The sequence below is a fragment of the Kosakonia sp. R1.Fl genome, assembly GCF_023516815.1.
Classification (GTDB): domain Bacteria; phylum Pseudomonadota; class Gammaproteobacteria; order Enterobacterales; family Enterobacteriaceae; genus Kosakonia.
Map to the genome: position 1 here is coordinate 2,461,800 of NZ_JAMGSQ010000001.1, position 25,356 is coordinate 2,487,155.

Sequence of the window (25,356 nt, forward strand, 5' to 3'; positions counted from 1 at the left end):
CGGGCAATTACCCACTTCTGGCAGCGCAAACCTGCTTAACTGCGGTTCCACGGCATTTTCGCCAGCAGAAGCGCCATGCCGCACCAGCCGCTCAGACCCGCGAACAGCAAACCCGCGCCAACAAAACCCGACAGCAGAAAGAAATTAGGGTGAAGCGTAAAACCAAGCACCACACCGAGCAGGATCAGGCTGCCTGCCATAATCTGCACCTGCTGCATCAGCGGGCGCGGCTGACGTTTATCCTGCACCGTCGGCAGCTTTTCGCGCTTCCAGTTATTGAGCCCACCGTCGAGGATCATCACCTTTGCTGACCCTGCGGCGCGCATTAATGCGTCGGCGTTTTGTTGCGTGCGCATACCAGACTGACAATGGAAAATAACCGTTTGGTCCGGCGAAATTTGCGTAACAGTTTGCCCGGCAAGCACGTCGTCCAGCGGCAGGGAAACCGCGTCCGGCAAATGTTCACGACGAAATTCATCCGCCTGGCGAATATCAACAATCAGCGCGCCGTTTTGCTGCTGCGCGCTGGCTTCTTGTGGGCTGACGAGGGTGTACTGCATGGTTATATCTCCGGGCAATAAAGGGTTTTCAGCGTATGAACCAGCGTTCGGATCGCAGGCGCTTTAATGAAGTAGTTCACCCGCTGCGCCTGGCGCTGGCTTTCGATCAACCCTTCCTCTTTCATCCGTGCCAGATGCTGCGACGTGGCGGAAGGGCTCAGGCCTGTAATCGCGCTTAACTCCCCGGCGGATGTACCGGGCGCATCGCACAGCATGCAGAGGATCAGTAAACGATGCGGGTTACTCATCGCTTTCAGCAGGGCAGACGCTTTCTCTGCCTGCGCTTGCAGTAAGGTGATATCGGGACTGGTCATTGTATTTTAGTATTGTCTAAATTTAGGTAACTCTAAAATAAGTGGCGAGGAAAAAGCAACCTGTATGAATAAATTACTCACACTTTCGGTTTGAATTCTTGCCGCCAACTCCGTTTACTGACGGCTAACATCCCGCTATCTATGGAGAAAAACGTGAAAGTTTGTCGCTATCTCAACTGTGCGATTTGCGCCCTTACACTGTGGGTCAACGGCGCGAACGCCTGGAGCAACGCGTTGCCGGTTGGGCCTGCGGCAGGTGATCAAACGCTTTCGCTGTTTTATATCTGGGATGGCGCGTTACCCGATAAACCCGGCATGATGCTGCGTGAAGAGCCGATTCCCGGTCAGCCTGACATTACTGATGCCAGCCAGATCATGCGCATTCTTTATACCTCGCAGGATAAACGCTGGAATGCTGGCATCGTGCCGGTCAGCGGTACGCTGTGGTTGCCGAAAGGGCACGCGCCAAAAGGCGGCTGGCCGCTTGTTGCCTGGGCGCACGGCACGCTGGGCGTTGCCGATAGCTGTGCGCCTTCCTGGACTAACCCGACCCCGCGGGATGCGTACTATATCAATCAGTGGCTGAAGCACGGTTTTGCCGTCGTCGCCACCGATTACCAGGGGCTTGGCGGGCCAGGCCCGCACCCATATATGAACTGGGAAGCCGAAGGACGTTCGGTGCTCGATAGCGCGCGCGCTGTGCTCAGCAGCACGCCGCAACTGGCAAATAATCTGGTGATCAGCGGTCAGTCGCAAGGCTCCGGCGCATCGCTCGGCGCCAGCCTGCTCGCGCCGGATTATGCGCCGGAACTCAAGCTGCGCGCGACAATAGCCACCGGTGTGGTTGCCACTTTTCCGGACGGTCCGATAAAACCGGGGCCTGCGCGGCCAGGGCCGCGTGATCCTGCCCGCCTTACGCTGCTGCGCATCATTGGCGGTTCGTTGCCGGACGGCGCACCGGCGGCGGAAAAATGGGTGACGGAGAAAGGCGCGAAGATGCTGGCGCTCGCCAGAACATCCTGTATGCCGGAACTGGGGCGCTATGAGCGGCGGGAAAAACTCACGGGTGACACGGTGTTTATCGGTGGCACAAAGCAGGTGGAGTCAACATTGCTTGCGGTAACGGATATGCCGGTGAAAATTTTTCCCGCACCGCTCTTTACCGCAACCGGGCTTGCCGATCACACGTTGTCGCCACATCACCAGTACGCCGCTATCGCTGCACTCTGCGCGGGTGGTAATGCAGTGGAGTGGAAGACCTACCCCGGCATTACGCATAACGGTGTGGTTAACGTTGCTTTCGACGATGAGCTGAAATTTGTACGCGGCGTGATGGAAAACACCCCTCAGCCCGACAGTTGTGGTTCGTTACAAGCGCCGGGGAAATTGCAGCAGCCATTAAAGGGCGTGCCGTTTAACCGGTAGTGTGCCAGGCAAACCGGAGACGCAGCGACAACCCACTCTCCGCCTAAAGCGGCAGAAAAATTAAAGGGAGAGGTCTGTGTGACAGACTTCTCCCTTTAGCCGCAAAAATTGCCGGATAGCGGTAACTCCCTTTTTTTGCCAGCCGCCAACATCAATATTACTCAAATCTGCTCTGCATGTGTTCCTGATGCATTCGTGCGCGTCAGACTCCTTTTTATCTGTATCTGTTTAATTTTAATATCGCCATCTGGAGTTACTGTTTTCTTATCAAAAAAAGAGGGTTTAGCTGTAGCTTCTTTTTTTACAAATTTTCCATTTTCTGAAATGATAATTTTTTTCTGTTTGAATGGGTAAAATACTGATGAACCTAAGTATCCGTAAACGTTACCCCTCTCTCTTTTGGGTTGTAATTCAAGTAAGCTCTCTTCTAGTTTTCCAGCCAAAGAGGCAGAAAATGGACCTCTATTTTTCGCAATGAATTTAAGTGTTTTTCGGCTCGATTTTATCGAGTCGTCAATAACAATATGATCACCTTTACCTTGTGCACTGTAACAGGCACTGACCTTGATTTTTGCTGTTGCGGGAAGTTCAAAGTCAGTGACTAGCGTTTGCGCTACCTGGCTGGCAGAAATTTGAGGAAGCGATTCTCCGATACGCTCACCATAAAAATAACTGCTGGCAGGAAGTCCGTGTGAATTAATAATTAACTGATCGTTTTCACTCATTTCTTGCAGGTCATTTACTGTGTTGAATAAAACGCTTTCTTTAAGCTCATCACTGCTGTTAGGCAAATGAGAGAAGAATTTTTCCACAATATCGGTAAATTTATCTTCGTCCTCAGGTTTGAGAACTGTTATTAAACCCCATTTATTCTTTTCTGTTCTGGTGTAAGTTCCCTTTACTAAACGTGAAACTCTTGCTTCATCCAAAAAAGGAAAATAGACATATCTATTCCCTGGAGCCAGGCCATTATCATCCTCCAGCGTCACAGGATTATTCTGCACCATCCTGAACAAATTAAGTCCGTCCACCGTGTCCGCCGGATCCGCGCTCAGCCACCGTCCCGCCCACGGCTGGTAATAGCGATATCCGTAGTAATAGAGCCCGGTTGCATCCTGCTCCTTGCCGGAATAACGAATCGTTTTGTAATCCGCCTCCAGCTGGCTGCGCGCGGCAAACAGTGCCGTGCCGCCATACGGGTAATACTCTTCCTGACTGATAAGTTCGCCGCTGCTGTCCACTTCCAGTCCGCTGTTGCCGGTGAGGCTGTCGTAGCTGTAGCGAATCTGGTCATTACTGATACCGGCAGGTTGCCCGCTTTCCCAGTGCAGCACCCGCACTTGTGCGCGCCCGGCAACACCGACGGTTATCACCTGCAGAGTTTCCGCGCTGCTGCTGCGCAGTTCCAGACCCGGCAGATAAATCACCCGTTTTGTCTGTGTGGTGCTGCCGGTCAGTTGTGATGTGATTTTCAGCACGCGCTGGCTGCTGGCGTCGTAACGGTAACGTTCGCTGTCGTCGGGTTCTCCGTCACGGGTGACGGGCGTGACCTGCTGCAGTTCCTGGCGCGCCGTCCACAGCAGGTTCTGCCCCGGTAAAAGCTGTTGCTGCTGACCACCGGCAGTGAACAGCGCCTCAACATCGGCCGGATTTTCCGTAAACGTGCTGAGTACCGCGCGGTTACTGCGGTCGGATACTGTCATGTTCACGGTGTAGTTATTGCCGGATGCAGGCGCGCTGTGCTGGATTTTCGTCAGATTACCGGCGTTATCGTAGGTGTAAGTGCGGGAATAGTTCGTGTAGGTGGCGTCATCAAAGGAGGAATACGCAGGAAGATTGCTGTTCTGCTGTACTGCACTGGCCATTTCGCGCCCGCTGGCGCTGACCAGCTGGTACAGGCTGTCGTAGGTGTAGGTATTTTCGGGAACGACTTCCTGATTGCGCCAGAAACGCGTCTCCTCGGCATCGTTAGTAATCACCAGCACGTTACCCACCGGGTCGTACTCGTAGCGCAGGTCCTGCAGCACTTTTGTGGCGGAGACTCGTTCCGTTTTAATGCCAACAAGGCGCTGCGTTTCCGCTTCATATGAATATGTGGTCACCACGCCGTTGCCGTGCTCCTCGCGCAGCTTCTGCCCGGCAGCGGAGTATGTGAGAGATTTCACGATAATCTGCTCGGAACCGCCCTTCACCGTCAGCCAGCTGCCCTTCAGCAGACCCGCCACGTCATAGGCCACGCGCTGAATATTGCCTTTCGCGTCGGTGGTGGTGAGTACATTTCCGGCGGCGTCCACCGTGCTATGCGTGGTGTAGGTTTCGCCCGCCAGCAGGTCATTCCACGCCGAGACGTCCGCCCCCTGCCAGTCTGCCTGCGCGTCGTCCGGTAGTAACTGGCGGGTGACGGAAAGCGGTACGCCGCTCAGCGAAACGCTGTTTGTCGAAAGCAAACCTGCCGGGTCGTAATGGCTAATGCATACCCCTGCGAGGTTTAGCGCCTGCTCCGCTTCCGTGTTTCCCGCATACACAAAGCGCTCCGCAATACGTGCTGCTGCGCCAGCTATCTGCTCACTCACGCTCAGCGGGCGTCCTGGCATCGAGACGTCTTCATACTGCCAGCGGCGGATCACCAGCAGGCGTCGGTCTTCAGCACCATCGTCAGCGGCGCGAATATTGCTGGCCGAGGTAAACAGGCGACCGCTGGCATCGTTCAGGTTGATAGTGATGCCTGCATCTACGCTCTGAGTACGTAGTACATCGCCGCTGAGATCCGTTAGCCAGATAAAGTTTGCCAGCCCGGTATCGTGCAGGCGCGGATCGGCGCTGCGTGCCAGGAAGCCGCGTGCATCAAATCGATGGCGGGTGATGCGTTCGTCAGTGTTCTGTGGCGTGTCGGGATGGCGGTGATACGCGATGTCGCGCACCGCCAGACCCCGGTTGTCGATAACCGACACCGACGGGGTTTTGCTGAACAGTGATGTGCTCATTATTCTCTCCTGTTTGTGTGATGCCGCCAGTAAGGCTGCATGATTAAAAATAGAGCAAACAGGAGAGGGATGATTCTTATGAAGCGGGGTGGCGAACGCGCAGCGTTGCGGGCAGCACGCGCTGTGGTGAAGCCGGTTCATTGCCTTCTATCATCTGGGTGATGATATCAAAGCAGTCCTGCGCGAGGCGCGGAACATTCTGCTCCACCGTATCAATCGGCAGCGTCAGCGAATCATATAAATAGTGATCGTCGAAGCTGGCAATATGAATATCGCTCTCCAGCATATGGTGCTGGCTCATATAACGCAGAACCCCTTCCAGCAGGCCGCAGGCGGCGGTGAACAGCGCTTTGGGCGGGCGACCCAGTTTCGCGCACAGGGCGGCAAACATCTCATAACCGCTGCTCGGATGGTAATTCCCGTGAATAATCCACTCCGGGCGCGGCGTCACACCGGCGCGCTCCAGCCCTTGCATAAATCCGGCAAGGCGGTCTTTGGTGGGCGACAGACGCGGTTGCCCGCCAAGAAAGTAGACTTCATCCGGGTTGGCGCGCGCCAGCCGTTCGACCAGATCGGCGGTCGGCGTCAGCGAGTCGGTGATCACCAACGGCAACTGCGTGTCATTGATATGACGGTCAAACAGCACCACCGGCAACTGCTCGCTGAGCTTCACATAGTCGGCGTCGTTTTGCATGCTGGAGGCGACAATCAGCCCGTCCACCTGGCGCGCAACCAGGTTATTGACCACCACCGTTTCCTGGCTGGCGTTTTCATCGGTACAGGAGATAAGTAGCTGCAAACCGGCTTCGCGGCAGAGATTTTCCAGCTCGTGAGAAAAAACAGCGAAACCGTAGTTGGTGATTTCCGGCACCACCAGCCCCAGCGTGTGGCTGCGGTTTTCACGCAGCAAACGGGCGTGAATGCTGGGTTGGTAATGATGCTGCTGGGCGATAGCCTGCACGCGATCGCGCGTCTCCTGCGCCACACGCAGCTCTTTACCGCGGCCGTTAAGCACCAGGCTGGCGGTGGCTTTTGAGACCCCCGCCAGCGCGGCGATATCACTGATGGTAACGCGTTTTGTTTTTCTCACGGTTGTGCATCGGTTAAGGAAACAAGCACTTATTCTACCATGCAAGCACGTAACGACCAGTAGCTGGCCTGCACTTCTGCGTCTCCCGTCAGGGTTATTTGCGCCGGATGAACCGGGAAGTAGCGGCTGCTCATCACCCCTTCGCCATCATTGATAAAGATCTCTATGCTTGAGTGGTCGCAAAGGATCTGCAACTTATGCGCGCATCCGTTCCAGTACCGGTACAGCCATGCGCCGTTCTCCAGGCTACGGCGTGAAAGGCGCAGTTCATCGTGATGCCATTCGAGGATCAGCGTATCGGCGAAATTCAGCGTTACGCCACCCGCACTTTCCAGTACCAGTTCCAGGCGCTGCGCATCCAGCACGGGCATCTTGTGCGCTGTGCCGCAATAATGTTGCTGATCACCACGCAGTGCCTGCAACTCCCTGACCGGTTGCTGATAGAGTTTTCCGTTGCGCGAGGACAGCTCACGCAGGCAGGTCATCTGGTGGATCCAACCGTTGGCAACGGTCGGTTGGCGCATCTCTTCGCCGTCCGGCACGCCCATCCAGCCCACCAGCAGGCGGCGTCCGTCGGCGCTGAGCGTGGTTTGCGGAGCATAAAACTCAAACCCGGCGTCCAGTTCGTGAAAGTCGCCGTGCTGGTAGCTTGCACTGGCGTAGTCGAGCTGACCGCTTAAATAAGCGCTTGGGTAAGTGTTCAGATAACGCTTTTCTTCACGCGCCACGCCTTGCGGGCAGCAGATTAAAAACGTACTGCCGTTAAGCGTGAACATGTCCGGGCACTCCCACATATAGCCCGCGTCACCCAGTCCACCCAGCCCGCTACCGGCGATTTCGCCAAGGTTTTGCCAGTTCCACAGGTTCTCGGAACGCAGGAGTAAAACTTTGCCCTGCAATTGCAGATCCTGCGCGCCAAGCACCATGTACCAATAATCGCCGTGCCACCACACTTTTGGGTCGCGAACGTGACCGGTGTAGCCGTGCGGCTGGGGGATCGCCGGGCCGAGCTTGTCGAAGCCGCCCGCGCTGTTTTGCACCGCCAGGCACTGCCACGCGGTGCGCGTGCCGTCATCGAATTTGACATTGCCGGTATAACAAAGCGTCAGGACGCCATTGTTATCAACGGCGCTGCCGGAATAACAACCGCTGCGGTCGTACTCTTCATCAGGCATCAAGGCGACAGGTTCATGCTGCCAGTGCACTAAGTCCTCTGAACTCCAGTGCGCCCAGCACTTGTGCAAATGCTGGCAGCCCAGCGCATTCCACTGGTAGAACAGGTGGTAGCGCCCGGCAAAGTGGATAAACCCGTTCGGATCGTTGAGTAGCCCGGTGGTCGGCGCCAGGTGCCAGCCAGGGTAGTGGCTGTCCTTCAGCGCCTTCGGTTGACCTTTCATCACCGCCTGTAAAATGGCGGGTAGCAGCGGTTGTGAAGCCATTATTCAGAGTCCGTTTTGTATTTCAGCAGGTAAGAGATAACAAAGGCGACGCTAAAGGCGATAGCCATGCCGATAATATAATTCAGCAGCGAGCTGGCCTGCACAATCGCCATCCCTGGTAGGCCGGTCAGGCCAACCGCCGTCATATAGACATGCACCGACACCACCCACGCGCCGCCAACCGCGCCGCCAATCAGTGCGGCGATAAACGGTTTTACAAAGCGCAGGTTGATACCGAAAATTGCCGCCTCGGTAATGCCGAGCAGGGCAGAGAACGCCGAGGGCAGGGTAATCGCTTTAATCTTCGCGTCTTTGGTTTTAAACCATACCGCCAGGCACGCGCCGCCCTGCGCCACGTTTGCCATCGCCCAAATCGGCAGCAGGAAGTTAACGCCAATCGACGGGTTACCCAACAGCCCGGCTTCAATGGCATGGAAGCTGTGGTGTACACCGGTAATCACTATCACCGAATACAAGCCGCCGAATAGCAAACCGGCCAGCCATCCGGCATGGGTGATAAGGGTGCTGAGCACAAACGAGATGCCGTCGCCGAGCGCGCGACCCGCCGGGCCGATAATCAACATCGCGACAAAGCCGGAGATAATCACCGTCAGGAACGGCGTGAGGATCAGATCCAGCGCATCCGGGATCACCCGGCGCAGCTGTTTTTCCAGCAGGCTCATAAACCACACCGCCAGCAGCACCGGGAAGACGGTCCCCTGGTAGCCGATCATCGCCACTTCAATGCCGAAGAAATTCATGGTGTGGAAGCCTGCCGCCACGCCCCAGGCGTTGGTCAGCGCCGGGTGGGTCAGAATGCCGCCAAGCGTAGCGCCAAGGTACGGGTTACCGCCAAATTCGCGCGCAGCAGTAAAGCCAATCAGGATCGGCAGAATGATGAACGCCGCCGAGCTGAACATGTCGAGCATGATATAGAGCGCGTTGTCGGCGTTGACCCAGCCGTAGGTTTTCACCATCCCCAGCAGGCCCATCAGCAGGCCGGAGGCGACAATCGCCGGAATAATCGGCACAAAAATGTTGGAGAGCAAACGGGCGATACGCTGGAACGGATTCAGTTTACGCGCGGCAATGTCTGCCGCTTCCGATTTACTGGTTTCGCTGATCCCGGCTTCGGCAATAAACGCGGCGTAGACTTTGTTCACTACGCCTGTGCCAAAGATAATCTGCAACTGACCAGCGTTACGAAAGCATCCTTTTACGCCGTCGACTTTGCCAATCGCGGCAGTGTCTGCTTTAGCGTCTTCCACCAGCACCAGGCGCAGGCGTGTCGCGCAGTGCGCGGCGCTGGCAATATTGTCCTTGCCTCCCAGCAGCGGCAGTAGCGACCGGGAAATTTGTGCAAAATCCATAAAAACCTCTGTTTTATCGTTTTTGTGGGACTAACCGGCAAAAAGGGCTCCCGAAGGAGCCGTTTCATCAGAACCAGGTTTCCATTTGTACGCCGAAGTTCCATTCACCGCCGGCCTTGAAGCCGTCGCTGCCAAAGGCATCGGAGCTCGCATATTTATCCAGACGATGATCCCAGTCCATCCAGGTGGCGAACAGGCGGATTTCCGGGCGTTTGAGGAATTCACCCACATCGCTGGCTTTCAGCGTTGGGGCGACGGTGAGTTTGTAGAAGTTACCGCTAACCGCGTTGCGGCTGTTGTAACCTTCCGGGCGCAAATCCATGTACTGGTAGCTGCCTTCATACTGCATTTCGAAGTTTTCGGTAAAGCCCTGAATCAGGCGCACGTTGGCGGTTGCCCATTGATAGCTGTCGCCTTTGACATAGCGATCTTTACTGGTCTGCGCCAGCAGTGCCGGGGCAATATGCCAGCCGCCGCCGAGCGGCGTAATGCCGTAGCTGGCAAGACGCCAGGTGTTGGCTTCCGGCAGCAGCGCGCCGTCTGAACCGATCGACTTCACTTCCGCACCCAGGCCATGACCATAAAGCAGCGCGGTTTTCGCTGACCCTTCGCGCAGGCCGTAGAAGCTGTCGTTATGCAGGCCGAGCAGAGCATGTACGCCGGTGTTCGCCGCATCGCTCTTCACTTTGTTGCCGTCGAGATCGAGGCGGTCATCGTTGTCTTTGGCGCGCATCCCGCTGACCATCAACTGCACCGGACCGTAGAAGTTATTCAGCGAGAGAATGTAGTTCTGCGCGGTGTTTTCGCTGTTTTCGATATCACCGAAAGTGCGCCCGTAAATCGAGACGTTGCTGCGCGCGTTGTCGCCCCATTTCATGTCGTACACGCCCGCGCCGGTCCCGGCGAGGAACACCACATCGGAGTCGATCCAGTGGATGTCGAAGTTGTCGCGGTCAAAGCGTTTACCGGCCCAGACGGTGGAATCTTTAAACGCGCCGCTAAAACTTGGCAGATGGCCGATTTCGGTAAATGCCTGGCGCAGGTTGAGATCGCTTGAGGACGCCGTCCAGTCGTTATAGGTTTTCTGCCCGTCGGCGAGCATCACTTTAAAGCGCGTGGTCGCACCGTTCGCCAGCGTCTGTTTATGCTCGAGGTTCATCTCAACATAGGTGTCCGGCTCATTCCCCAGACGACCAACGTGACCGCCGGTTTCTCCGGCTGGTGTCACCGTTGGGCCACCCTGCGTTTTGGCGGCCGAGTTGTTCATCAGCAAGCCGGAGCGGGCGTAGCCGTGGAATTCAAACCCGCCTTCGTCAGCGGCTTTCTGTTCCAGTTTGGCGATGCGCTGCTCAACCGGGGCGGTGGTAGTCTGGTTTTTTTGCTGGGCGGCAGCCAGTTGTTGTGCCTGTTTTTCGGCGGCCTGCGCACGGTTTTCGGCGGCATTAGCGCGTTGTTCTGCGGCTTGCAGGCGCTGTTCCAGTGCGGCGAGACGCGCTTCAATGCTGCTCATGCTGGGGTCGGCGGCGTGAGCGGCCCCGGCGCTTAATATCAAACCAAGGGTTACGGCGAGCGTGCTTTTTTTCATCTTTTTGCATCCCTAAGGAAGAGCCATCATCACAGAGTTATTTTGCTAAACCGGTTTAGGCCTCGAATCATAATCAAGGCCAATTTCTCCACGCAATGAAATTTGCTAAACCGGTTTAGTGATTGTGAGACGGCTCGCAAAACGAAGCCGCAGGCCCGCTAAATCAGCGGCATTGTTCCAGAAGCTGGTGGTGATACGGCAGGGCGGTCATCGCACCTTTGGCGGTGGTCGCCAGCGCGCCGCAGATCTGCGCGCTGGCAAGTCTCGCGGACAACTGCGCTTCGCAGTCCGGCAGGCCGTGTTCCGCCAGCCCCCACAACAGCCCGGCAACAAACGCGTCGCCCGCACCGGTGGTATCGATGCTCACCACCGGTAAAGTGGGGTAGTGGAAAATCTTACCGCTGAGCCAGGCGGTAACGCCCGCTTTTCCTTGTGTCACCAGCAGTAGGCTGATGGCGTAACGCGTTGCCATGGCTTGCATGCTGGCCTCAAGCTGTGTGGAACCGGAAAAAAACGCCAGCTCCTCTTCAGACAGTTTCACCACATCGGCCAGCGTTAACGCCTGGCTCAGGCACTGGCGAAGCTGCGTGGCGTCCGACCAGAGATCCTGGCGGATATTGGGATCGAAGCTGACAAAGCCGCCCGCGCTGCGCACCCGCTGCATGGCGGAGAAGGTGGTGGATCGCGACGGTTCTGCTGCCAGCGCAATCGAGCAGCAGTGGAGCCATTCGCCACGCTGGAATTCTGGCAGGTCGCTTTCGGCAAGAAACAGGTCAGCGCTCGGGCGTACCATAAAGGTGAACGAACGTTCACCGTCATCGTCCAGCGCCACCACTACCGTGGAGGTGCGCTGCGCCGGATCGGCGCGCATGAACGCCGTGTCGACCTGTTCTGCGGACAGTGTTTGTTGCATAAAACGACCAAACGGATCGTCACCGACGCGGCCAATAAAGCCACTATTTCCCTGTAATCGCGCAACGCCGACCGCAACATTCGCCGGTGCGCCGCCGGGACACTGCATTAAATGCCCCGGTGCTTCCGGCAGTAAATCCACGACGGCATCGCCCAGACACCAGACTCTGGCTGACATGCTTTTCTCCTGACAAATAGTATTGCTAAAAATTAACTAAAACGGTTTAGCAAATCAATGACGTTTTGCAAGACCTGTGATTTTTTAACCCCTGCTGTGCGGTGGATTTTATGCGCAAGGTAAAAGATATATCAGAGAAAGAAGAATATAGTCAGGCGGAAAATAACGATTTCAGGCCATATAAGATCTGAATTCTTCTCATGAAATATAAATTAAGATAATGAGGGTGGTTATTTATATCAGCAGGTTAGCTGCTCTTATTAATAAATATACATTTCGCCTCTTAATGGTTTTTTTCTTTAAAATTCAGTCTAATGACGCGCCATTTCCATTGATTTAATTACTGGATAAGGAAATTCCATTCGTTTGAAAAAATAAAAATCAGGGTTTATAGCTTTCTCAGGCATAACGAATTACCGATTGCACCCATAAGGAGAAAGCACATGGATGAGCAATACCCTGGCATAGATGATATTTATGCCTCACTGGAATTATCTTCATCCCTGGAAAAACACCAATTCCCCGCGAAAGAACGGGACCCGCGCAATGTTTTTGCCGCAGTACGCGACGAATTAATGCTTGACGGTAACTCACGACAAAACCTGGCAACGTTTTGCCAGACATGGGTCGATGATGAAATTCGGATATTGATGGATTTGTCCATCGACAAGAACATGATCGATAAAGACGAATACCCGCAAACGGCTGAAATTGAGTCTCGCTGCGTACATATGCTGGCCGATTTATGGCACTCGCCGGAGGCGGAAAACACGCTCGGCTGCTCGACGATTGGTTCCTCTGAAGCGGCAATGCTCGGCGGCCTGGCGCTGAAATGGCGCTGGCGGAAAAAACAAGCTGCTGCGGGCAAACCTACCGACAAACCGAACCTGATCTGCGGGCCTGTGCAAATCTGCTGGCACAAATTTGCCCGCTATTTTGATGTTGAGCTGCGCGAAATTCCTCTGCAAGGCCAGCGGTTAGTGATGAACGCCGAAGAGGTGATCAAGCGGGTTGATGAAAACACCATTGGCGTTGTCCCGACGATGGGCGTCACCTTCTCGTGCCAGTATGAGCCGGTAAAAGCGGTGCATGATGCGCTGGATAATCTGCAACAGGAAACCGGTCTTGATATTCCCATCCATGTTGACGGTGCCAGCGGTGGGTTTCTGGCGCCGTTCTGTGCGCCGGATATTCAGTGGGACTTTCGCCTGCCACGGGTGAAATCGATTAATGCCTCTGGCCACAAATTCGGTCTTGCGCCGCTGGGCGCCGGTTGGGTCGTATGGCGCGAGGCCGCCGATTTGCCGGAAGAACTGATTTTTAATGTTAATTACCTCGGCGGCAACATGCCGACGTTCGCCCTCAACTTTTCACGACCTGGCGGACAGGTTATTGCCCAGTATTACAATTTCCTGCGTCTGGGGCGGGAAGGCTACGCGAAAATACATCACGCCTGTTACCAGACAGCGCAGTATCTGGCGCGGGAAATCGACAAACTTGGGCCGTTCAAAATCTTGTTCGATGGCGACAGCCAGCAAGGCATTCCCGCGCTGGCGTGGACGCTGCGCACCGAGCGCGCCATTGGCGGATACACCCTTTATGACCTTGCAGATCGCCTGCGCAGCCGTGGCTGGCAAGTGCCCGCCTATTCAATGCCAGCCCATCGCGAAGATTTGGTCATCCAGAGGGTGCTGGTGCGCCACGGCGTAAGCCATGATCTCGCCAGCTTGTTGGTGGACGATATTAAGCGCGCGCTTGACTACTTTTCCCGCCATCCGGTCAGTAGCCCGCTCAGTGCTGAGGAAGCCAGTGGTTTTAATCACGCCTGAGGCCCGGAAAGTCTCGTTATGAAAGGAGAAGTGCCATGGAGGCGGTGAACAAAAGCGTTCCGGCTAAGTCATTATCCATGATTGGTTTTTTTGCTATCACCGCATCCATGGTGATGGCGGTGTATGAATACCCGACGTTTGCGACATCGGGTTTCAGCCTGGTTTTTTTCTTATTACTGGGCGGTATTTTATGGTTTATCCCGGTTGGCCTGTGTGCGGCTGAAATGGCCACGGTTGAGGGCTGGGAAGAGGGCGGGATCTTTACCTGGGTATCAAAAACGCTGGGAGAACGCTGGGGGTTTGCGGCAATTTCGTTTGGTTACCTGCAAATCGCGATCGGTTTTATCCCGATGCTCTACTTCGTGCTGGGCGCGCTGGCTTATATCCTTGACTGGCCAGCGCTGAACAGCGACCCGCTGACGAAAACAATCGCCGCGTTAATCATTCTTTGGGCGCTGGCGTTTACCCAATTTGGCGGCACGAAATATACCGCGCAAATCGCCAAACTGGGCTTCTTCGGCGGCATCCTGCTGCCTGCCGCTATCCTCGTAGTGCTGGCCATCACGTACCTTCTCAGCGGCGCGCCGCTGGCCATCACTTTTGATATGTCGACATTTGTCCCGGATTTCACCCGGCTTGGCACGCTGGTGGTCTTTGTGGCGTTCATTCTGAGTTATATGGGAGTTGAGGCGTCGGCTACGCATGTTAACGAAATGAACAACCCAGGCCGTGACTATCCACTGGCAATGATACTGCTGATGATCGCCGCGATTTTCCTCAGTTCGATTGGCGGCTTGTCTGTCGCGGCCGTGATCCCACATAACGAGATCAACCTTTCTGCCGGGGTCGTTCAAACTTTCAGCGTGTTAATCACCCATTACGGTGCCGGACTCGCCTGGGCCGTAAAAGTCATTGCGGCGCTGCTGGTACTGGGCGTGCTGGCAGAGATCGCCTCATGGATTGTTGGCCCGTCTCGCGGCATGTATGTCACTGCGCAGCGAGGCATACTGCCTGCGCCATTCGCCCGGGTTAATAAAAACGGTGTGCCGGTGACGCTGGTGGTGAGCCAACTGTTGATGACATCTGTTGCGCTGGTGGTGCTCACCAATTCAGGTGGCGGGAGCAATATGTCCTTTTTGATTGCCCTGACGCTGACGGTGGTGATTTATCTGTGTAGCTATTTTTTATTGTTCCTCGGCTATATGCAGTTAATTTGCAAACAGCCACAGCTTAAACGCACCTTTCGTATTCCCGGCGCAAAGGGATTCCGGCTCGCGGTGGCGGGGCTGGGCTTTTTGGTGTCGCTGCTGGCTTTTATCGTCTCTTTTTATCCACCGGCCTCAATTGGCGGCGAAAGCGCCGACGAGAAGTACATCACGCTGCTGGTTATCTGTTTTGTGATTGTGCTGATCCTCCCCTTTCTGGTCTACGCGCTGCATGACAAGCGCGGTACACAAGGCACTGTGACCCTGGTTGCCATCACCGCTGATAATGCGCCGAAAGGACATTTCTTTATCCATCCACGCGCGCGTTCACCGCATCATTTAGCCCCTAAGGAATAACTGTTTTTTCAATGATATGAGTCATTAATAAGGAGAAGTGAATGAAAACAACCGTTAGCATCATCGTTGGCAGCTTGCTGCTGGTTTCCGCTGCGACACAGGCAGCAGATAAAGGTAAACCCGTGAATAGCTGGACATGTGAGGATTTCCTCGCGCTGAAAGCCTCTTTCCAGCCAACTGCCATCGGCATTGCTGAAGCGTTAAATAACAAGGACAAACCTGAAGAAGCGGTGGTGGATGTTCAGGGGATTGAAACGGTGACACCCGCCGTGATTGAAGCCTGCAAACAGGACAAACAAGCCACGTTCAAAAGCAAAGTGGAGGGCGAGTGGGACAAACTAAAAAAGGATATGTGAACGCGAAAATTTATTATGGCTAACCTGCCGGGGCATTGAGGCCCCGGCAACTTACTCCGGTTTAAACAACGGCACTGTCTTGCCGGTAATATAGCGTCGGCGCAGCCAGGCCGACGCGCTATCCATTAGCATCACTACCATCACCAGAATCACGGTGATAAACATCACCACATCCCAGTTCCACAGCCGCATATTCTCGGCATAAATCAAACCAATCCCGCCCGCGCCAACAAAACCGAGCACTGCTGCCGAGCGGGTGTTGGACTCAATCTGGTAAAGGCTCAGCGCCAGAAATGTCGGGAAGGATTGGGTAAAAGTGCTGAAGCGGTGTTTCTGCAAACCGCCCGCGCCCACGGCGGTTAAGCCGCGCCCTGGCGAGCGATCCACCGCTTCGTGGCTTTCGGCGTACAGCCGGCCAAGCAAGCCGGTGTCCTGCATGATGATCGCCAGCACCCCGGCAAGCGGACCAAGCCCGACGGCGCGCACAAAAATCAGCCCCCAGATCGCCATATCAATGCCGCGCAACATATCGAACAGGCGGCGCACGAAAAAAGCGATAACGCCCGCAATGCCGCCTTTCATGATGTTGCGCGCGGCAAAAAACGACAACAATAGCGCGAATAGTGTGGCGGTCGTTGTGCCGGCAAAGACAATCGCCAGCGTAATGCCAATCTGCGTGAAGTAGTAACCAAACGGCCAGTTGAGGAAATCATGCCAGACGAACATGCGCAAAATATAGCGGCCGATTTGCTGCATGCCGGTCAGCGCCTGTTCAACAGGAATGCCGAACTGCATAAAGAACCACACGTAATAGAGCAGCACGGCAAGGGCGATAAGCCCGAGGCGGCGCAGATAACGCCCCTGCGCCTGGAACAGTTTTCGGTTTAATTTGCGGCTCAATTCCACATTCGGTACGGCTTGCCAGTTGGTCATTTTTTCCCCTCCAGCACCCACTGGCGCAAGTGGCCAGAGAGCGTATCGAGCACGAAAACGACGATAATAATCAGCAACAGTGTGATGCTGACCTGATCGTAACGGTCGAGTTTGATGTTGGTCATCAGCTCCTGGCCGATGCCGCCCGCGCCGACCAGGCCAAGAATGGTCGAGGAGCGAAAGTTAATTTCGAGGCGCATAAAGCCATAAGAGAGAAAAATCGGTTTCACCTGCGGCCACAGCGCGAAGCGAATGCGTTGCAAACGTGTCGCGCCGCAGGAGGCCAGCCCGCGCACAGGTCTGTCATGCGTGCTCTCGATCGCTTCATAAAACAGCTTGGTCAGGCTGCCAACGGTGTGCAGCGCCAGCGCCAGAAAACCAGGGATCGCCCCGATGCCAAACGCCATTACGAAGATCACCGCCCACGCCAGTTCCGGCATGGTACGCAAAAATGCGACCAGCGTACGCACGGCAAAGCGTACCGGCGGCGGAGACCAGGTGTTGCCCGCCGCCAGAAAAGCCAGCACGGCGGCAATGGCGAATGAGACCAGCGTTGCGGCCAGCGCCAGTTGCAGGGTTTCCCAAATCAGCGGGAGCTGGATCGGCAAACGGTAGCCCCAGTACGCCAGCGAGCCTTTGGTGTGACTGTCGGCAAACAGCACTGGCCAGTGCAGCGTCGGCACCGTTTCCAGTATGTAATCCATAAAGTTCGGCAGCGAGTGCCAGATGGTAGCGAGATTGAATTCTGCCGCGTTACCGGCGGCCAAATAGAGCGCCAGTAGCACCAGCGACCAGGCGACAGTGTCGCGCTTCTGGCGCATTCGGACTTGCTGATAGTAGTGCTCAAACTGCGTATTCGACATCTTCATGCGTAGCGGGAGATCCTGTATGACCATCGAATAAAAGCCCCTGGTTTTTACGCAGGGGCCGGAGAATCGATGCGGCGAAGGATTAGCGTGCGGTAACCAGTTCGCGTTTCATCTCGATAATCTGTTTAAAGTCATCCACGCTGCCCGGGCCGATATGCTGCGTGCCGCCCATCGCTTTCACGAAGCAGGCGTGATTGTCGGTATCCAGTTTCTTAACCGCAGTAATCACTTTGGCTTTGAAATCGGCTGGCAGGCTGTTGCTCACCAGAATCGGGCCGTTCGGGATCAGCGGCGATTCCCAGATGATGCGGATCTCTTTCATCAGGTTCGGGTGATCCATGCGGATCAGACGGTTAAACGCCCCGACGCTGTAGCCTGAGTTGTAATCGCCGACCATCGAGGTCCATGTTACAGCGCCCGCGAACTGGCCGTTCAGCACGCCGAGGATGTCCTGCTCGTGACCACCGGAGAAGGTGACGCTGGAGAAGTAGTTGTTGTATTTATTGTCCGCGTTACCGCCAAACTTCTGTTTGAAGGCGTAGTTCGGGATCAGGTAACCGGAAGTGGAATCCGGATCGGCGAAGCCAAACGCTTTGCCTTTCAGATCTTCCAGTTTTTTGTACGGGCTGTCGGCTTTGACGATCACCACCGAGTGATAACCGCGCGATTGATCTTTATCATCCACCGCGATCCCGACGATATCCACGGCTTTCGGATTATTGATATACACGGATGCGTAAGAAGAGGGCGACATGCTCAGCACCACATCGACTTTTCCGCCCAACAGGCCCTGAATCACGCCCGAATAATCAGACGAGTTGCGCAGTTTGGTGTCCACGCTCAGTTCTTTATCCAGAAACTCTTTCACGCACTGGTTATCACCAATTTGTTGGGTTGCGTTCTGGCCGCCCAAAATCCCCAGATTTAATTCCTTCGGCTGCTCGGCGGCAGCCGCCTGCCATGCCAGCAGAAAACCTGTCATCAATGCCGATAAACGTAATGCGCCAGAAATATGCTTTTTCATTGTCATTGCCTGTGTCGTCTCATTGGAAGGAATAATTAATGCAATTGACTGATTTCATCACCGTACAGCACCTGCAGCACGTCCTGCGTTAACCGGGAGGGATGATCGTCAAAAATTATCCGTCCCTGGGAAACGCCGATAACGCGGGTGCAATACTCTTTCACCAGCTCCACGGAGTGCAGGTTCACCATCACGCTGATGCCTTGTTCGCTCACTTCGCGTAATACGCCCATGATGCGCTGGGTATTTTTCGGATCCAGCGAAGCGACAGGTTCGTCCGCCAGTAAAAGAGAGGGGTTTTGGATCAACGCGCGGCAAATGGCGACACGCTGCATCTGGCCGCCGGAAAGCGTTTCCGCCCGCTGTAAGGCATGCGGCAGCATGTTCAGCCACTCCAGCAAAGCGATTGCTCTGGCGCGGTCTTCATCGGTAAAGACTTTAAACAGGGATTTCAGCGTCGACGTCTGGCTCAGCCTGCCGAGCAGCACATTGGTCAGCACGTCGAGGCGCGGCACCAGGCAGAAGTCCTGGAAAATCATGCCGCACTGGCTGCGCCACTGATTAAGCGCACGACCTTTCAGATGCGTGACATTGCGCGGCGTACCCACTTCCGGAAAACTTAAAATTTCGCCAGAGGTGGCGCTGTGCGTGCCGTTTAGTACATGCAGCAACGTGGATTTCCCGGCGCCGGAGCGTCCAATCACGCCGACCATCTCGCCGCTGTGCAGATCAAAACTGATGTCATGCAGCACGGTCTGGTGCGCGTTATAGGCTTTGCGTAAGTTCTTCACGCTCAGCACCTTTTGCTTCGGCACGGTGTTTAATTGATGCCGAGACGAAAAGTGGTCTTCAGAGATTTCTGCCAACGCGCTGTTCATAAGTCTTCCGGTTTTTTCATTAAACTGGCGACCATTAAGAGCACGGGTGATGATCGTTTTATGACGAAAAAGCGAACAAATAATGAACGTGGATGTTTGGCTTTCGAAAGGGCGTGCGAGCGTGCGTCGATTTCGTTATCCTGCCCGCCGCACCACAGGTGCTACGTTAGACAGTGGGACACATAGCGACGGAGAAAATAAATGGCGTTTACAATGTCTTATTTCGTTTTTATCTTCATTGTCGCCCTGGCGGCGTTTCTGCTTTATTACGCGCTGCGCTGGGTTCGCCAGCTCTTTATCGAAGCCCATGTGATGAAACACGGCATCGGTGCGAATGCCGATATTATTGCCCTTAAACGCACCAACTGGATGGACAGGCGCTCTGTCTATTGTGAACTGGTGTTGCGCTTCAGAACGCGCGAGGGGCAACTGGTGCAGGCGAGCGTGTTTCAGCACCTGGATAGCCGTGAAATTGTGCGGTTCGCCGAGGGCAACGGCACGACCGTGAAGTACGATCCGCAAAATCCGCAGCACATTATCTTATATGACCGCCCGTTAATTTTAGGGGATTAATCCCCGCCATTCCCTTCGCCGCAAGGCATGTCCTTCCATCGACTCTTCGCCTGAGATTCGCGCCATTTTCCCTTTCCAGCCAGCGCGTTAACCCGCGTTATGCCCGCACGCTGCAACAGCATGAATTTTAATCCCGCCAGCGTCACAAAACCTGGAAAAAACAAGCCACTGCGTTGCAGCGGGTGAAATGCACGCTATATGTTAAATTTGTGTTTAAAAAAATGATACCAAAGGGGTTTGTTCATGGATAAGAAATTCACTGTTCTGGCCGTGGCGCTGGCGGCGCTGTTTTCCGGCGCTGCGCTGGCTGCCGTGCCTCAGGGGTACCCGGCGGATTACCAGAAAATCGTAGACGCCGGAACCAAAGAAGGCAAAGTTGTTATTTATTCCACCACCGATACCAAAGCCGCAGGCCCGCTGATCAAGGGATTTGAGGCGCAGTATCCGGGCATAAAAGTGGAATATAACGATATGAACAGTACCGAACTGTACAACCGTTATCTTAGCGAACAGGCTTCCGGCGGCGGCAGTGGCGATGTGGTCTGGAGCTCCTCAATGGACACCGCGCTGAAGCTGGCCACCGACTATGCGGCTGAATACGCGTCGCCCGAGCTGGATAAACTGCCCAAGTGGGCGGTCTGGGAGAAAAAAGCCTACGGCACCACCTACGAACCAGTGGTCTTTATCTATAACAAACGCCTGATCCCGGCGGGCGACGTGCCGGATTCGCACACCGCGCTTGGCAAACTTATCGCCAGCCACACCGACAAATTCAAAAATAAAGTCACCACCTACGATATCGAAAAATCGGGGCTTGGTTTTATGCTCGCGGTTGAAGACAGCAAGCACGACAAAGACTATTTCACCCATCTGGCGGATGTGGCGAAGGGCGGTTTAACGGTGCAATCCTCCACCGGCACGATGATGGAGCGCGTCTCTTCGGGCGAAAATCTGATTGGCTACAACATTCTGGGCTCCTACGCCGAAGCGCGCGCGAAGGGGGATAATTCGCTGGGCATCTCCTACCCGAAAGATTACGTGCTGGTGCTGTCGCGCGTGTCGTTTATCAGCGCTGAAGCAGAGCACAGCAACGCCGCGAAACTGTGGTTTGACTATGTGCTGTCGGAAAAAGGGCAGAGCATTCTCGCTAATCAGGCGGATATCCCCTCGCTGCGTAACGATATTGAAGGCAAAAACGACATCGACGGCATGACCAAACAACTGGGCGACGCGCTGAAGCCGATTGCGGTGGATGAGTCGCTGCTGGAGTATCTGGAGCCGAAGAAACGTCTGGAATTTATTAAACAATGGCGCGCTGCTGCCGCTAAATAACGCTCTGACGGGTTGTGCGCCGGTTTTGCGCACAACCCTTTTCTCAGCCAGCGGGTTGGCGTGAGGTTCCTGATCAAAGGGAAGATGTATGAATAGTGTGCGCAGAAAATGGCAGGGGTTGCCGCGCGGCGTCGTTGTGTTAATTACCGCGCTGGTTATCTATATCCCGCTGTTATTTATTGTGGTGCAGAGTTTTCTCTCGGCGCCCTTTTTTGTCCGTTCTAAGGAACCGAGTCTCGAAGCCTTCGAGTTTATCTTTACCGATCCGGATTTTTATCTGGCGCTGAAGTCCGGCTTTATCCTCGCTTTTGGCCTGGTGTTTATCGCTATTCCACTGGGCGGCATTCTGGCGTTTTTGATGGTGCGCACCGATTTACCGGGCCGCCGTTTTATTGAGCCGCTGATCCTCGTGCCTATTTTTGTCTCGCCGATGGTGCTCGGCTTTGGCTACGTGGTGGCCGCCGGGCCGGTGGGCTTTTTCTCGCGCTGGGCGCAGGAGTTAATCGGCTTTGTGCCATGGAACATCTATTCGATGTTCAGCATTGTGGTGATTGCCGGGCTTACGCATGTTCCCCACGCCTATCTCTATATCTCCTCGGCGCTTCGCAGCGTCGGCTCCGATGTGGAAGAGGCCGCGCGCACCGTTGGCGCGTCGCCATTACAGGTGATGACCGCCGTCAGCCTGCCGATGGTGCGCCCGTCAATTTTGTACGCCTGCGTTCTGTTGTTCTTCCTTGGGCTGGAGGTGTTCGGCCTGATGCTGGTGCTGGGCGATCCGGAAGGCAACATGGTGCTGGCGACCTACCTGTATAAATTAACCAACAAACTGGGCACGCCCTCTTACCACCTGATGGCAGCGGTGGCGGTAGTGCTGATTTGTATCACTATTCCGCTGGTGATGCTGCAACGCCGCCTGATGCGCACCGCCAACCGTTTTGTCACCATGAAAGGCAAAGCCTCGCAGGCGCGGGCGCTGCCGCTGGGTAAATGGCGCTGGGTCGCCGGTACGGTGGTGGTGGCGTGGTTGACGGTCACCATCGGCGTGCCGTTGATTGGCGTCGTGCTGCGGGCGTTTATCTCCAACTGGGGCGTTGGCGTTTCTCTGTGGGATGAAGTGTCGCTCGATACCTTCCGCAATATCTGGCAGCAACCCAACCTGCTGCGCGCCATTGTCAACTCGATGGCGATTGGCATTTTTGGCGGCGCGCTGGCGGTGATCTGTTATCTGTTTGTCGGCATTGCCATGCACCGCAAGCAGGATAACGTGACACGGTTTCTTGATTACAGCGTGCTGGTTCCGCGTGCCGTGCCGGGGCTGCTGGCCGGTCTGGCATTTTTGTGGGTGTTCCTGTTTTTACCGATGTGGCTCGATCAGTCGCTGAAAAACGGCTGGCTTTCCGGGTTGCCTGTGGCCGAGTGGCTGCGCGAAAACCTGATTGTCTGGCTGCGCTCGCTGCGTAACACCATCTTTAGCGTCTGGCTGGCCTACACCGTGGTGTGGATGGCTTACGGCCTGCGGCTTATCTCCTCCACGCTGTTGCAGGTCGGGCCGGAACTGGAAGAGGCGGCGCGCAGCACGGGAGCGACCAGCGGGCAAGTAACGCGCCATGTGACGGTGCCGCTGTCGCGTTATGGCCTGATTGGCTCCTGGCTGCTGATGTTCCTGATTTTTGAGCGCGAATACTCAACCGGGGTTTATCTGCTCTCACCCGGGACGGAAACCATCGGCTCGATGCTGGTATCGCTGTGGGCGGCAGGGGCGATTGATATTGTCGCCGCGCTGTCGTTTATCAATATTCTGCTGGTGGTCATTGGTCTTGGTGTGGCCCTGCGCTTTGGAGTGAAATTACATGATTGAGCTGGCGGTAGAAAACCTGCATCTGACCTACGGTGACAACGCGGTGCTAAAAGGCGTCTCGATGGAGCTGAAACGCGGCGAAGTGGTGTCGCTGCTTGGCCCTTCCGGCAGCGGCAAAACCACGCTGTTGCGCGCTGTCGCTGGCCTTGAAAAACCAACCCATGGGCGGATCACCATTGGTAATAACGTGGTGTACGACGGTACGCCGCGCAGTGAAGTTCCGGCAGAGGAACGCAATCTTGGCCTGGTGTTCCAGTCTTACGCGTTGTGGCCGCATAAAACGGTGTTCGAGAATGTCGCTTACCCGCTCAAGCTGCGCAAAGTCGGCGCGGCGGAAATCAACACCCGTGTGCAAACCGTGCTGGATCAGCTTGGGCTGGGTACGCTTGGCAAGCGCCATCCGCACCAGCTTTCCGGCGGCCAGCAGCAGCGTGTGGCGATTGGCCGGGCACTGGTCTACAACCCGCCGGTGATTTTGCTCGATGAACCGCTCTCGAACCTCGATGCCAAGCTGCGTGAAGAAGCGCGGGTCTTTTTGCGCGAACTGATTGTTAAGCTGGGGCTGTCGGCGCTGATGGTGACGCACGATCAGAATGAAGCGATGGCGATTTCCGACCGCATTTTGTTGCTCAACAACGGGGTGATTGAGCAGCAAGGTACGCCGCAGGAGATGTACGCCACGCCGTCGACGCTGTTTACCGCCGAGTTTATGGGCAGCAACAACCGGCTGCACGGCAAGGTGAGCGAAGTCAGCAACGGCAGAGCAAGGATCGAAGGGGCGAACTGGGCGCTGTGGGGCGTTGCCGGGCCGGGCGTACGCGCAGGCCAGGATTGCACGGCGGTGATCCGCGTCGAAAGTCTGCGGCTGGCGGACTCGCCGCAGGATAACTCACTCGATTTGCCGATGTTGACCAGCATGTATCTGGGCGATCGCTGGGAGTACTTATTCCGCACCTCCGGCGATGATTTCGCGATCCGTGTTTACGGCACCCAGCAGCGCAACCAGCAAAACTACCGCGTGGTGCTGCCTGCTGAACAGCTGTGGATCTTCCCGCAAAAAAGCTAAGTGTGTAAGCACGTACTGACTGTTCAGTACGTGCTGCGCATTACGGCAGTGACACCCATTTGTAACCCAGCGCTATCGTCGCCAGCACAATGGTGCTGAAGGCGGCGATATGCAGCATCAAATCCGCCAGGCTGATGTGCGTCGGGTGGCAAAGGGCAAGCAACGTCAGCGCCATGCAGGCGACGCCCGCGCCTGCGGCCGCCAGGCTGCGCGCCGGGAAAAGCGTGCGTGTGCGGCGCAGGTAAGCAATCACTATCAATACCATCGGCGTGCTGACCGTCACCATAAACAGATAACAGTTTGGCCCTTCGACCGCCGTACTTACCGGCAACACGCGGTGCAGATGCAGATTACTGAACGTACCGGCAAGCCACAGTGCCGCCAGCGGTGTAAACCATTTCCAGCCCAGCGCGTTGCGCCCGGCGATACTCAACAGAAACGCATTACGCACCGCCAGCGTCCCGGCGATAAACGTCAGCAGCAACTGCATCAGCACCCACCACGCGCCAGACTGCGACCAGTCGGTGAGCGTGCGATTGAGGATAAAACCCGCTATAACCCCGCAGGGCAGCGCGAGCGCCACCCAGCTTAGTGCCCGCCAGCCCGGCTGGAAGGGGCGTTTTACCGGGGCGATGGAGCGGCCCAAATGTTCAATTAACAGTTCATGATCGGCCATGGTGTGCTCCTAACCGACGAAGGTTGCTCAGGGCGCGATGCAACAGCGATTTCACGGCGGCGACCGTCAAATTTTGCTGCGTCGCGGTTTCTGCCAGCGTCATTTCGCGCAGGTGGACATGTTCAACCACCTCCCGCTGGCGCGCAGGAAGCTGATTCAGCAGCGTTGCCAGCTCGTCGTGTGATGGCGCTTCCATGCTGGTGGTAAGCAGGGGAATATCCGTCTCGCTGGCGATTTCGCGCTGCTGGTGGCGACCGCGTTTGCGCAGGGCATCCACCGCGCGGGCGTTGGCTATCGCCATCAGCCATGGCAGAAAAGGTGCGCCCGGATCGTAGGTGTGCCGCACCCGGTGCACGGTGAGCAGCACATCCTGAATCACATCTTCCACCAGCACCTCATCGGCGATGTGTTTGCGCGCAAGCGATCGGATAACCGGCACCAGCGCTTTAAGCAGCCGCGTGTAGGCCTGACTGTCGCCGGACTGCGCCAGCGCCATCAGTTGCGGCCATTCGTCGCGAGCGGCCTCATTTTTTTCCATATCCC

General features: G+C 55.7%; 22 protein-coding genes. 8 read left to right on the top strand and 14 right to left on the bottom strand.

The window, feature by feature from the left end; genetic code table 11:
• Window positions 1-35: 35 nt before the first annotated feature.
• Window positions 36-560 (bottom strand): rhodanese-like domain-containing protein, encoded by a 525-nt coding sequence (locus M8Q36_RS11435; protein ID WP_249880943.1) that lies wholly within the window; start codon window positions 558-560, stop codon window positions 36-38.
• 2 nt (window positions 561-562) lie between these two features.
• Complete coding sequence (locus M8Q36_RS11440; RefSeq protein ID WP_249880944.1) at window positions 563-874, bottom strand: ArsR/SmtB family transcription factor; 312 nt, start codon at window positions 872-874, stop codon at window positions 563-565.
• A gap of 153 nt (window positions 875-1,027) precedes the next feature.
• Here M8Q36_RS11440 and M8Q36_RS11445 point away from each other — a divergent pair, with 153 nt between their 5' ends.
• The gene (locus M8Q36_RS11445) at window positions 1,028-2,299 is read left to right on the top strand and encodes a lipase family protein (protein WP_249880945.1); all 1,272 of its coding nucleotides are present in this window, start codon (window positions 1,028-1,030) and stop codon (window positions 2,297-2,299) included.
• Window positions 2,300-2,460: 161 nt separating this feature from the next.
• Here the strand turns inward: M8Q36_RS11445 and M8Q36_RS11450 are convergent, their stop codons facing one another.
• From M8Q36_RS11450 to cscK, 6 genes are all read right to left on the bottom strand, one after another.
• Window positions 2,461-5,283, bottom strand: coding sequence for an RHS repeat domain-containing protein (locus M8Q36_RS11450; protein ID WP_249880946.1), 2,823 nt, complete (start codon window positions 5,281-5,283; stop codon window positions 2,461-2,463).
• 76 nt (window positions 5,284-5,359) lie between these two features.
• The gene (locus tag M8Q36_RS11455) at window positions 5,360-6,373 is read right to left on the bottom strand and encodes a substrate-binding domain-containing protein (protein ID WP_175273717.1); all 1,014 of its coding nucleotides are present in this window, start codon (window positions 6,371-6,373) and stop codon (window positions 5,360-5,362) included.
• A 29-nt stretch (window positions 6,374-6,402) separates the two neighbouring features.
• The gene (locus M8Q36_RS11460) at window positions 6,403-7,812 is read right to left on the bottom strand and encodes a sucrose-6-phosphate hydrolase (protein ID WP_249880947.1); all 1,410 of its coding nucleotides are present in this window, start codon (window positions 7,810-7,812) and stop codon (window positions 6,403-6,405) included.
• Window positions 7,812-9,182 (bottom strand): sucrose-specific PTS transporter subunit IIBC, encoded by a 1,371-nt coding sequence (locus M8Q36_RS11465; RefSeq protein ID WP_017459352.1) that lies wholly within the window; start codon window positions 9,180-9,182, stop codon window positions 7,812-7,814. Before M8Q36_RS11465 ends, M8Q36_RS11460 begins: the two co-directional genes overlap by 1 nt.
• A 67-nt stretch (window positions 9,183-9,249) precedes the next feature.
• The gene (locus M8Q36_RS11470; RefSeq protein WP_249880948.1) at window positions 9,250-10,767 is read right to left on the bottom strand and encodes a carbohydrate porin; all 1,518 of its coding nucleotides are present in this window, start codon (window positions 10,765-10,767) and stop codon (window positions 9,250-9,252) included.
• A 163-nt stretch (window positions 10,768-10,930) separates the two neighbouring features.
• Window positions 10,931-11,857 (bottom strand): fructokinase, encoded by a 927-nt coding sequence (gene cscK, locus M8Q36_RS11475; protein ID WP_249880949.1) that lies wholly within the window; start codon window positions 11,855-11,857, stop codon window positions 10,931-10,933.
• A 443-nt stretch (window positions 11,858-12,300) separates the two neighbouring features.
• Here cscK and gad point away from each other — a divergent pair, with 443 nt between their 5' ends.
• From gad to hdeA, 3 genes are read left to right on the top strand one after another with little or no spacing between them, the layout of a single operon-like run.
• Window positions 12,301-13,686 carry a glutamate decarboxylase gene (gad, locus tag M8Q36_RS11480; RefSeq protein WP_249880950.1) on the top strand — a complete coding sequence of 462 codons (1,386 nt, stop codon included), beginning with the start codon at window positions 12,301-12,303 and terminating at the stop codon, window positions 13,684-13,686.
• Window positions 13,687-13,721: 35 nt separating this feature from the next.
• Window positions 13,722-15,248, top strand: a complete 1,527-nt coding sequence (gene gadC / locus M8Q36_RS11485; protein ID WP_249880951.1) for a glutamate/gamma-aminobutyrate antiporter — start codon at window positions 13,722-13,724, stop codon at window positions 15,246-15,248.
• A 41-nt stretch (window positions 15,249-15,289) separates the two neighbouring features.
• Window positions 15,290-15,604 (top strand): acid-activated periplasmic chaperone HdeA, encoded by a 315-nt coding sequence (gene hdeA / locus M8Q36_RS11490; RefSeq protein WP_020454885.1) that lies wholly within the window; start codon window positions 15,290-15,292, stop codon window positions 15,602-15,604.
• Between the two features lie 51 nt (window positions 15,605-15,655).
• On the opposite strand, the gene phnE (M8Q36_RS11495) is transcribed toward hdeA, so the two are convergent.
• The 4 genes from phnE (M8Q36_RS11495) to phnC all read right to left on the bottom strand — a co-directional run bounded on the left by phnE (M8Q36_RS11495) (window position 15,656) and on the right by phnC (window position 19,308).
• Window positions 15,656-16,537, bottom strand: a complete 882-nt coding sequence (gene phnE / locus M8Q36_RS11495) for a phosphonate ABC transporter, permease protein PhnE (protein WP_249880952.1) — start codon at window positions 16,535-16,537, stop codon at window positions 15,656-15,658.
• On the bottom strand, window positions 16,534-17,406 hold the full coding sequence (gene phnE / locus M8Q36_RS11500) for a phosphonate ABC transporter, permease protein PhnE (protein ID WP_249880953.1): 873 nt from the start codon (window positions 17,404-17,406) through the stop codon (window positions 16,534-16,536). The genes phnE (M8Q36_RS11495) and phnE (M8Q36_RS11500) overlap by 4 nt, the downstream gene beginning before the upstream one ends.
• 82 nt (window positions 17,407-17,488) lie before the next feature.
• Window positions 17,489-18,430: a phosphonate ABC transporter substrate-binding protein gene (gene phnD, locus M8Q36_RS11505; RefSeq protein WP_249880954.1), complete on the bottom strand. Its 942-nt coding sequence runs from the start codon at window positions 18,428-18,430 to the stop codon at window positions 17,489-17,491.
• Window positions 18,431-18,465: 35 nt separating this feature from the next.
• Window positions 18,466-19,308 (bottom strand): phosphonate ABC transporter ATP-binding protein, encoded by an 843-nt coding sequence (gene phnC, locus M8Q36_RS11510; protein ID WP_249880955.1) that lies wholly within the window; start codon window positions 19,306-19,308, stop codon window positions 18,466-18,468.
• Between the two features lie 213 nt (window positions 19,309-19,521).
• On the opposite strand from phnC, the gene M8Q36_RS11515 reads away from it, so the two are divergent.
• From M8Q36_RS11515 to M8Q36_RS11530, 4 genes are all read left to right on the top strand, one after another.
• Window positions 19,522-19,881: a DUF3592 domain-containing protein gene (locus tag M8Q36_RS11515; RefSeq protein ID WP_249880956.1), complete on the top strand. Its 360-nt coding sequence runs from the start codon at window positions 19,522-19,524 to the stop codon at window positions 19,879-19,881.
• A gap of 243 nt (window positions 19,882-20,124) precedes the next feature.
• On the top strand, window positions 20,125-21,213 hold the full coding sequence (locus tag M8Q36_RS11520) for an ABC transporter substrate-binding protein (protein WP_249880957.1): 1,089 nt from the start codon (window positions 20,125-20,127) through the stop codon (window positions 21,211-21,213).
• Between the two features lie 88 nt (window positions 21,214-21,301).
• A complete protein-coding gene (locus M8Q36_RS11525) occupies window positions 21,302-23,071 on the top strand; it encodes an ABC transporter permease (protein WP_249880958.1) in 1,770 nt (589 codons plus the stop codon).
• Window positions 23,064-24,137, top strand: a complete 1,074-nt coding sequence (locus M8Q36_RS11530; RefSeq protein ID WP_249880959.1) for an ABC transporter ATP-binding protein — start codon at window positions 23,064-23,066, stop codon at window positions 24,135-24,137. The genes M8Q36_RS11525 and M8Q36_RS11530 overlap by 8 nt, the downstream gene beginning before the upstream one ends.
• A gap of 40 nt (window positions 24,138-24,177) precedes the next feature.
• Here the strand turns inward: M8Q36_RS11530 and M8Q36_RS11535 are convergent, their stop codons facing one another.
• Both M8Q36_RS11535 and M8Q36_RS11540 read right to left on the bottom strand, forming a co-directional pair.
• Entirely contained in the window at window positions 24,178-24,813 is a 636-nt protein-coding gene (locus tag M8Q36_RS11535) for a DUF1109 domain-containing protein (RefSeq protein ID WP_249880960.1), read from the bottom strand.
• The gene (locus M8Q36_RS11540) at window positions 24,800-25,351 is read right to left on the bottom strand and encodes a sigma-70 family RNA polymerase sigma factor (RefSeq protein ID WP_249880961.1); all 552 of its coding nucleotides are present in this window, start codon (window positions 25,349-25,351) and stop codon (window positions 24,800-24,802) included. The genes M8Q36_RS11535 and M8Q36_RS11540 overlap by 14 nt, the downstream gene beginning before the upstream one ends.
• Window positions 25,352-25,356 lie beyond the last annotated feature (5 nt).

Coding starts and splice junctions, on each gene's coding strand:
- gadC (WP_249880951.1), top strand. CDS start 13,722: ATGGAGGCGGTGAACAAAAGCGTTCCGGCTAAGTCATTATCCATGATT.
- phnC (WP_249880955.1), bottom strand. CDS start 19,308: ATGAACAGCGCGTTGGCAGAAATCTCTGAAGACCACTTTTCGTCTCGG.
- M8Q36_RS11520 (WP_249880957.1), top strand. CDS start 20,125: ATGGATAAGAAATTCACTGTTCTGGCCGTGGCGCTGGCGGCGCTGTTT.
- M8Q36_RS11435 (WP_249880943.1), bottom strand. CDS start 560: ATGCAGTACACCCTCGTCAGCCCACAAGAAGCCAGCGCGCAGCAGCAA.
- M8Q36_RS11440 (WP_249880944.1), bottom strand. CDS start 874: ATGACCAGTCCCGATATCACCTTACTGCAAGCGCAGGCAGAGAAAGCG.
- M8Q36_RS11540 (WP_249880961.1), bottom strand. CDS start 25,351: ATGGAAAAAAATGAGGCCGCTCGCGACGAATGGCCGCAACTGATGGCG.
- M8Q36_RS11450 (WP_249880946.1), bottom strand. CDS start 5,283: ATGAGCACATCACTGTTCAGCAAAACCCCGTCGGTGTCGGTTATCGAC.
- hdeA (WP_020454885.1), top strand. CDS start 15,290: ATGAAAACAACCGTTAGCATCATCGTTGGCAGCTTGCTGCTGGTTTCC.
- M8Q36_RS11530 (WP_249880959.1), top strand. CDS start 23,064: ATGATTGAGCTGGCGGTAGAAAACCTGCATCTGACCTACGGTGACAAC.
- M8Q36_RS11515 (WP_249880956.1), top strand. CDS start 19,522: ATGTCTTATTTCGTTTTTATCTTCATTGTCGCCCTGGCGGCGTTTCTG.
- phnD (WP_249880954.1), bottom strand. CDS start 18,430: ATGAAAAAGCATATTTCTGGCGCATTACGTTTATCGGCATTGATGACA.
- M8Q36_RS11465 (WP_017459352.1), bottom strand. CDS start 9,182: ATGGATTTTGCACAAATTTCCCGGTCGCTACTGCCGCTGCTGGGAGGC.
- M8Q36_RS11460 (WP_249880947.1), bottom strand. CDS start 7,812: ATGGCTTCACAACCGCTGCTACCCGCCATTTTACAGGCGGTGATGAAA.
- M8Q36_RS11470 (WP_249880948.1), bottom strand. CDS start 10,767: ATGAAAAAAAGCACGCTCGCCGTAACCCTTGGTTTGATATTAAGCGCC.
- phnE (WP_249880953.1), bottom strand. CDS start 17,406: ATGAAGATGTCGAATACGCAGTTTGAGCACTACTATCAGCAAGTCCGA.
- M8Q36_RS11525 (WP_249880958.1), top strand. CDS start 21,302: ATGAATAGTGTGCGCAGAAAATGGCAGGGGTTGCCGCGCGGCGTCGTT.
- gad (WP_249880950.1), top strand. CDS start 12,301: ATGGATGAGCAATACCCTGGCATAGATGATATTTATGCCTCACTGGAA.
- cscK (WP_249880949.1), bottom strand. CDS start 11,857: ATGTCAGCCAGAGTCTGGTGTCTGGGCGATGCCGTCGTGGATTTACTG.
- phnE (WP_249880952.1), bottom strand. CDS start 16,537: ATGACCAACTGGCAAGCCGTACCGAATGTGGAATTGAGCCGCAAATTA.
- M8Q36_RS11535 (WP_249880960.1), bottom strand. CDS start 24,813: ATGGCCGATCATGAACTGTTAATTGAACATTTGGGCCGCTCCATCGCC.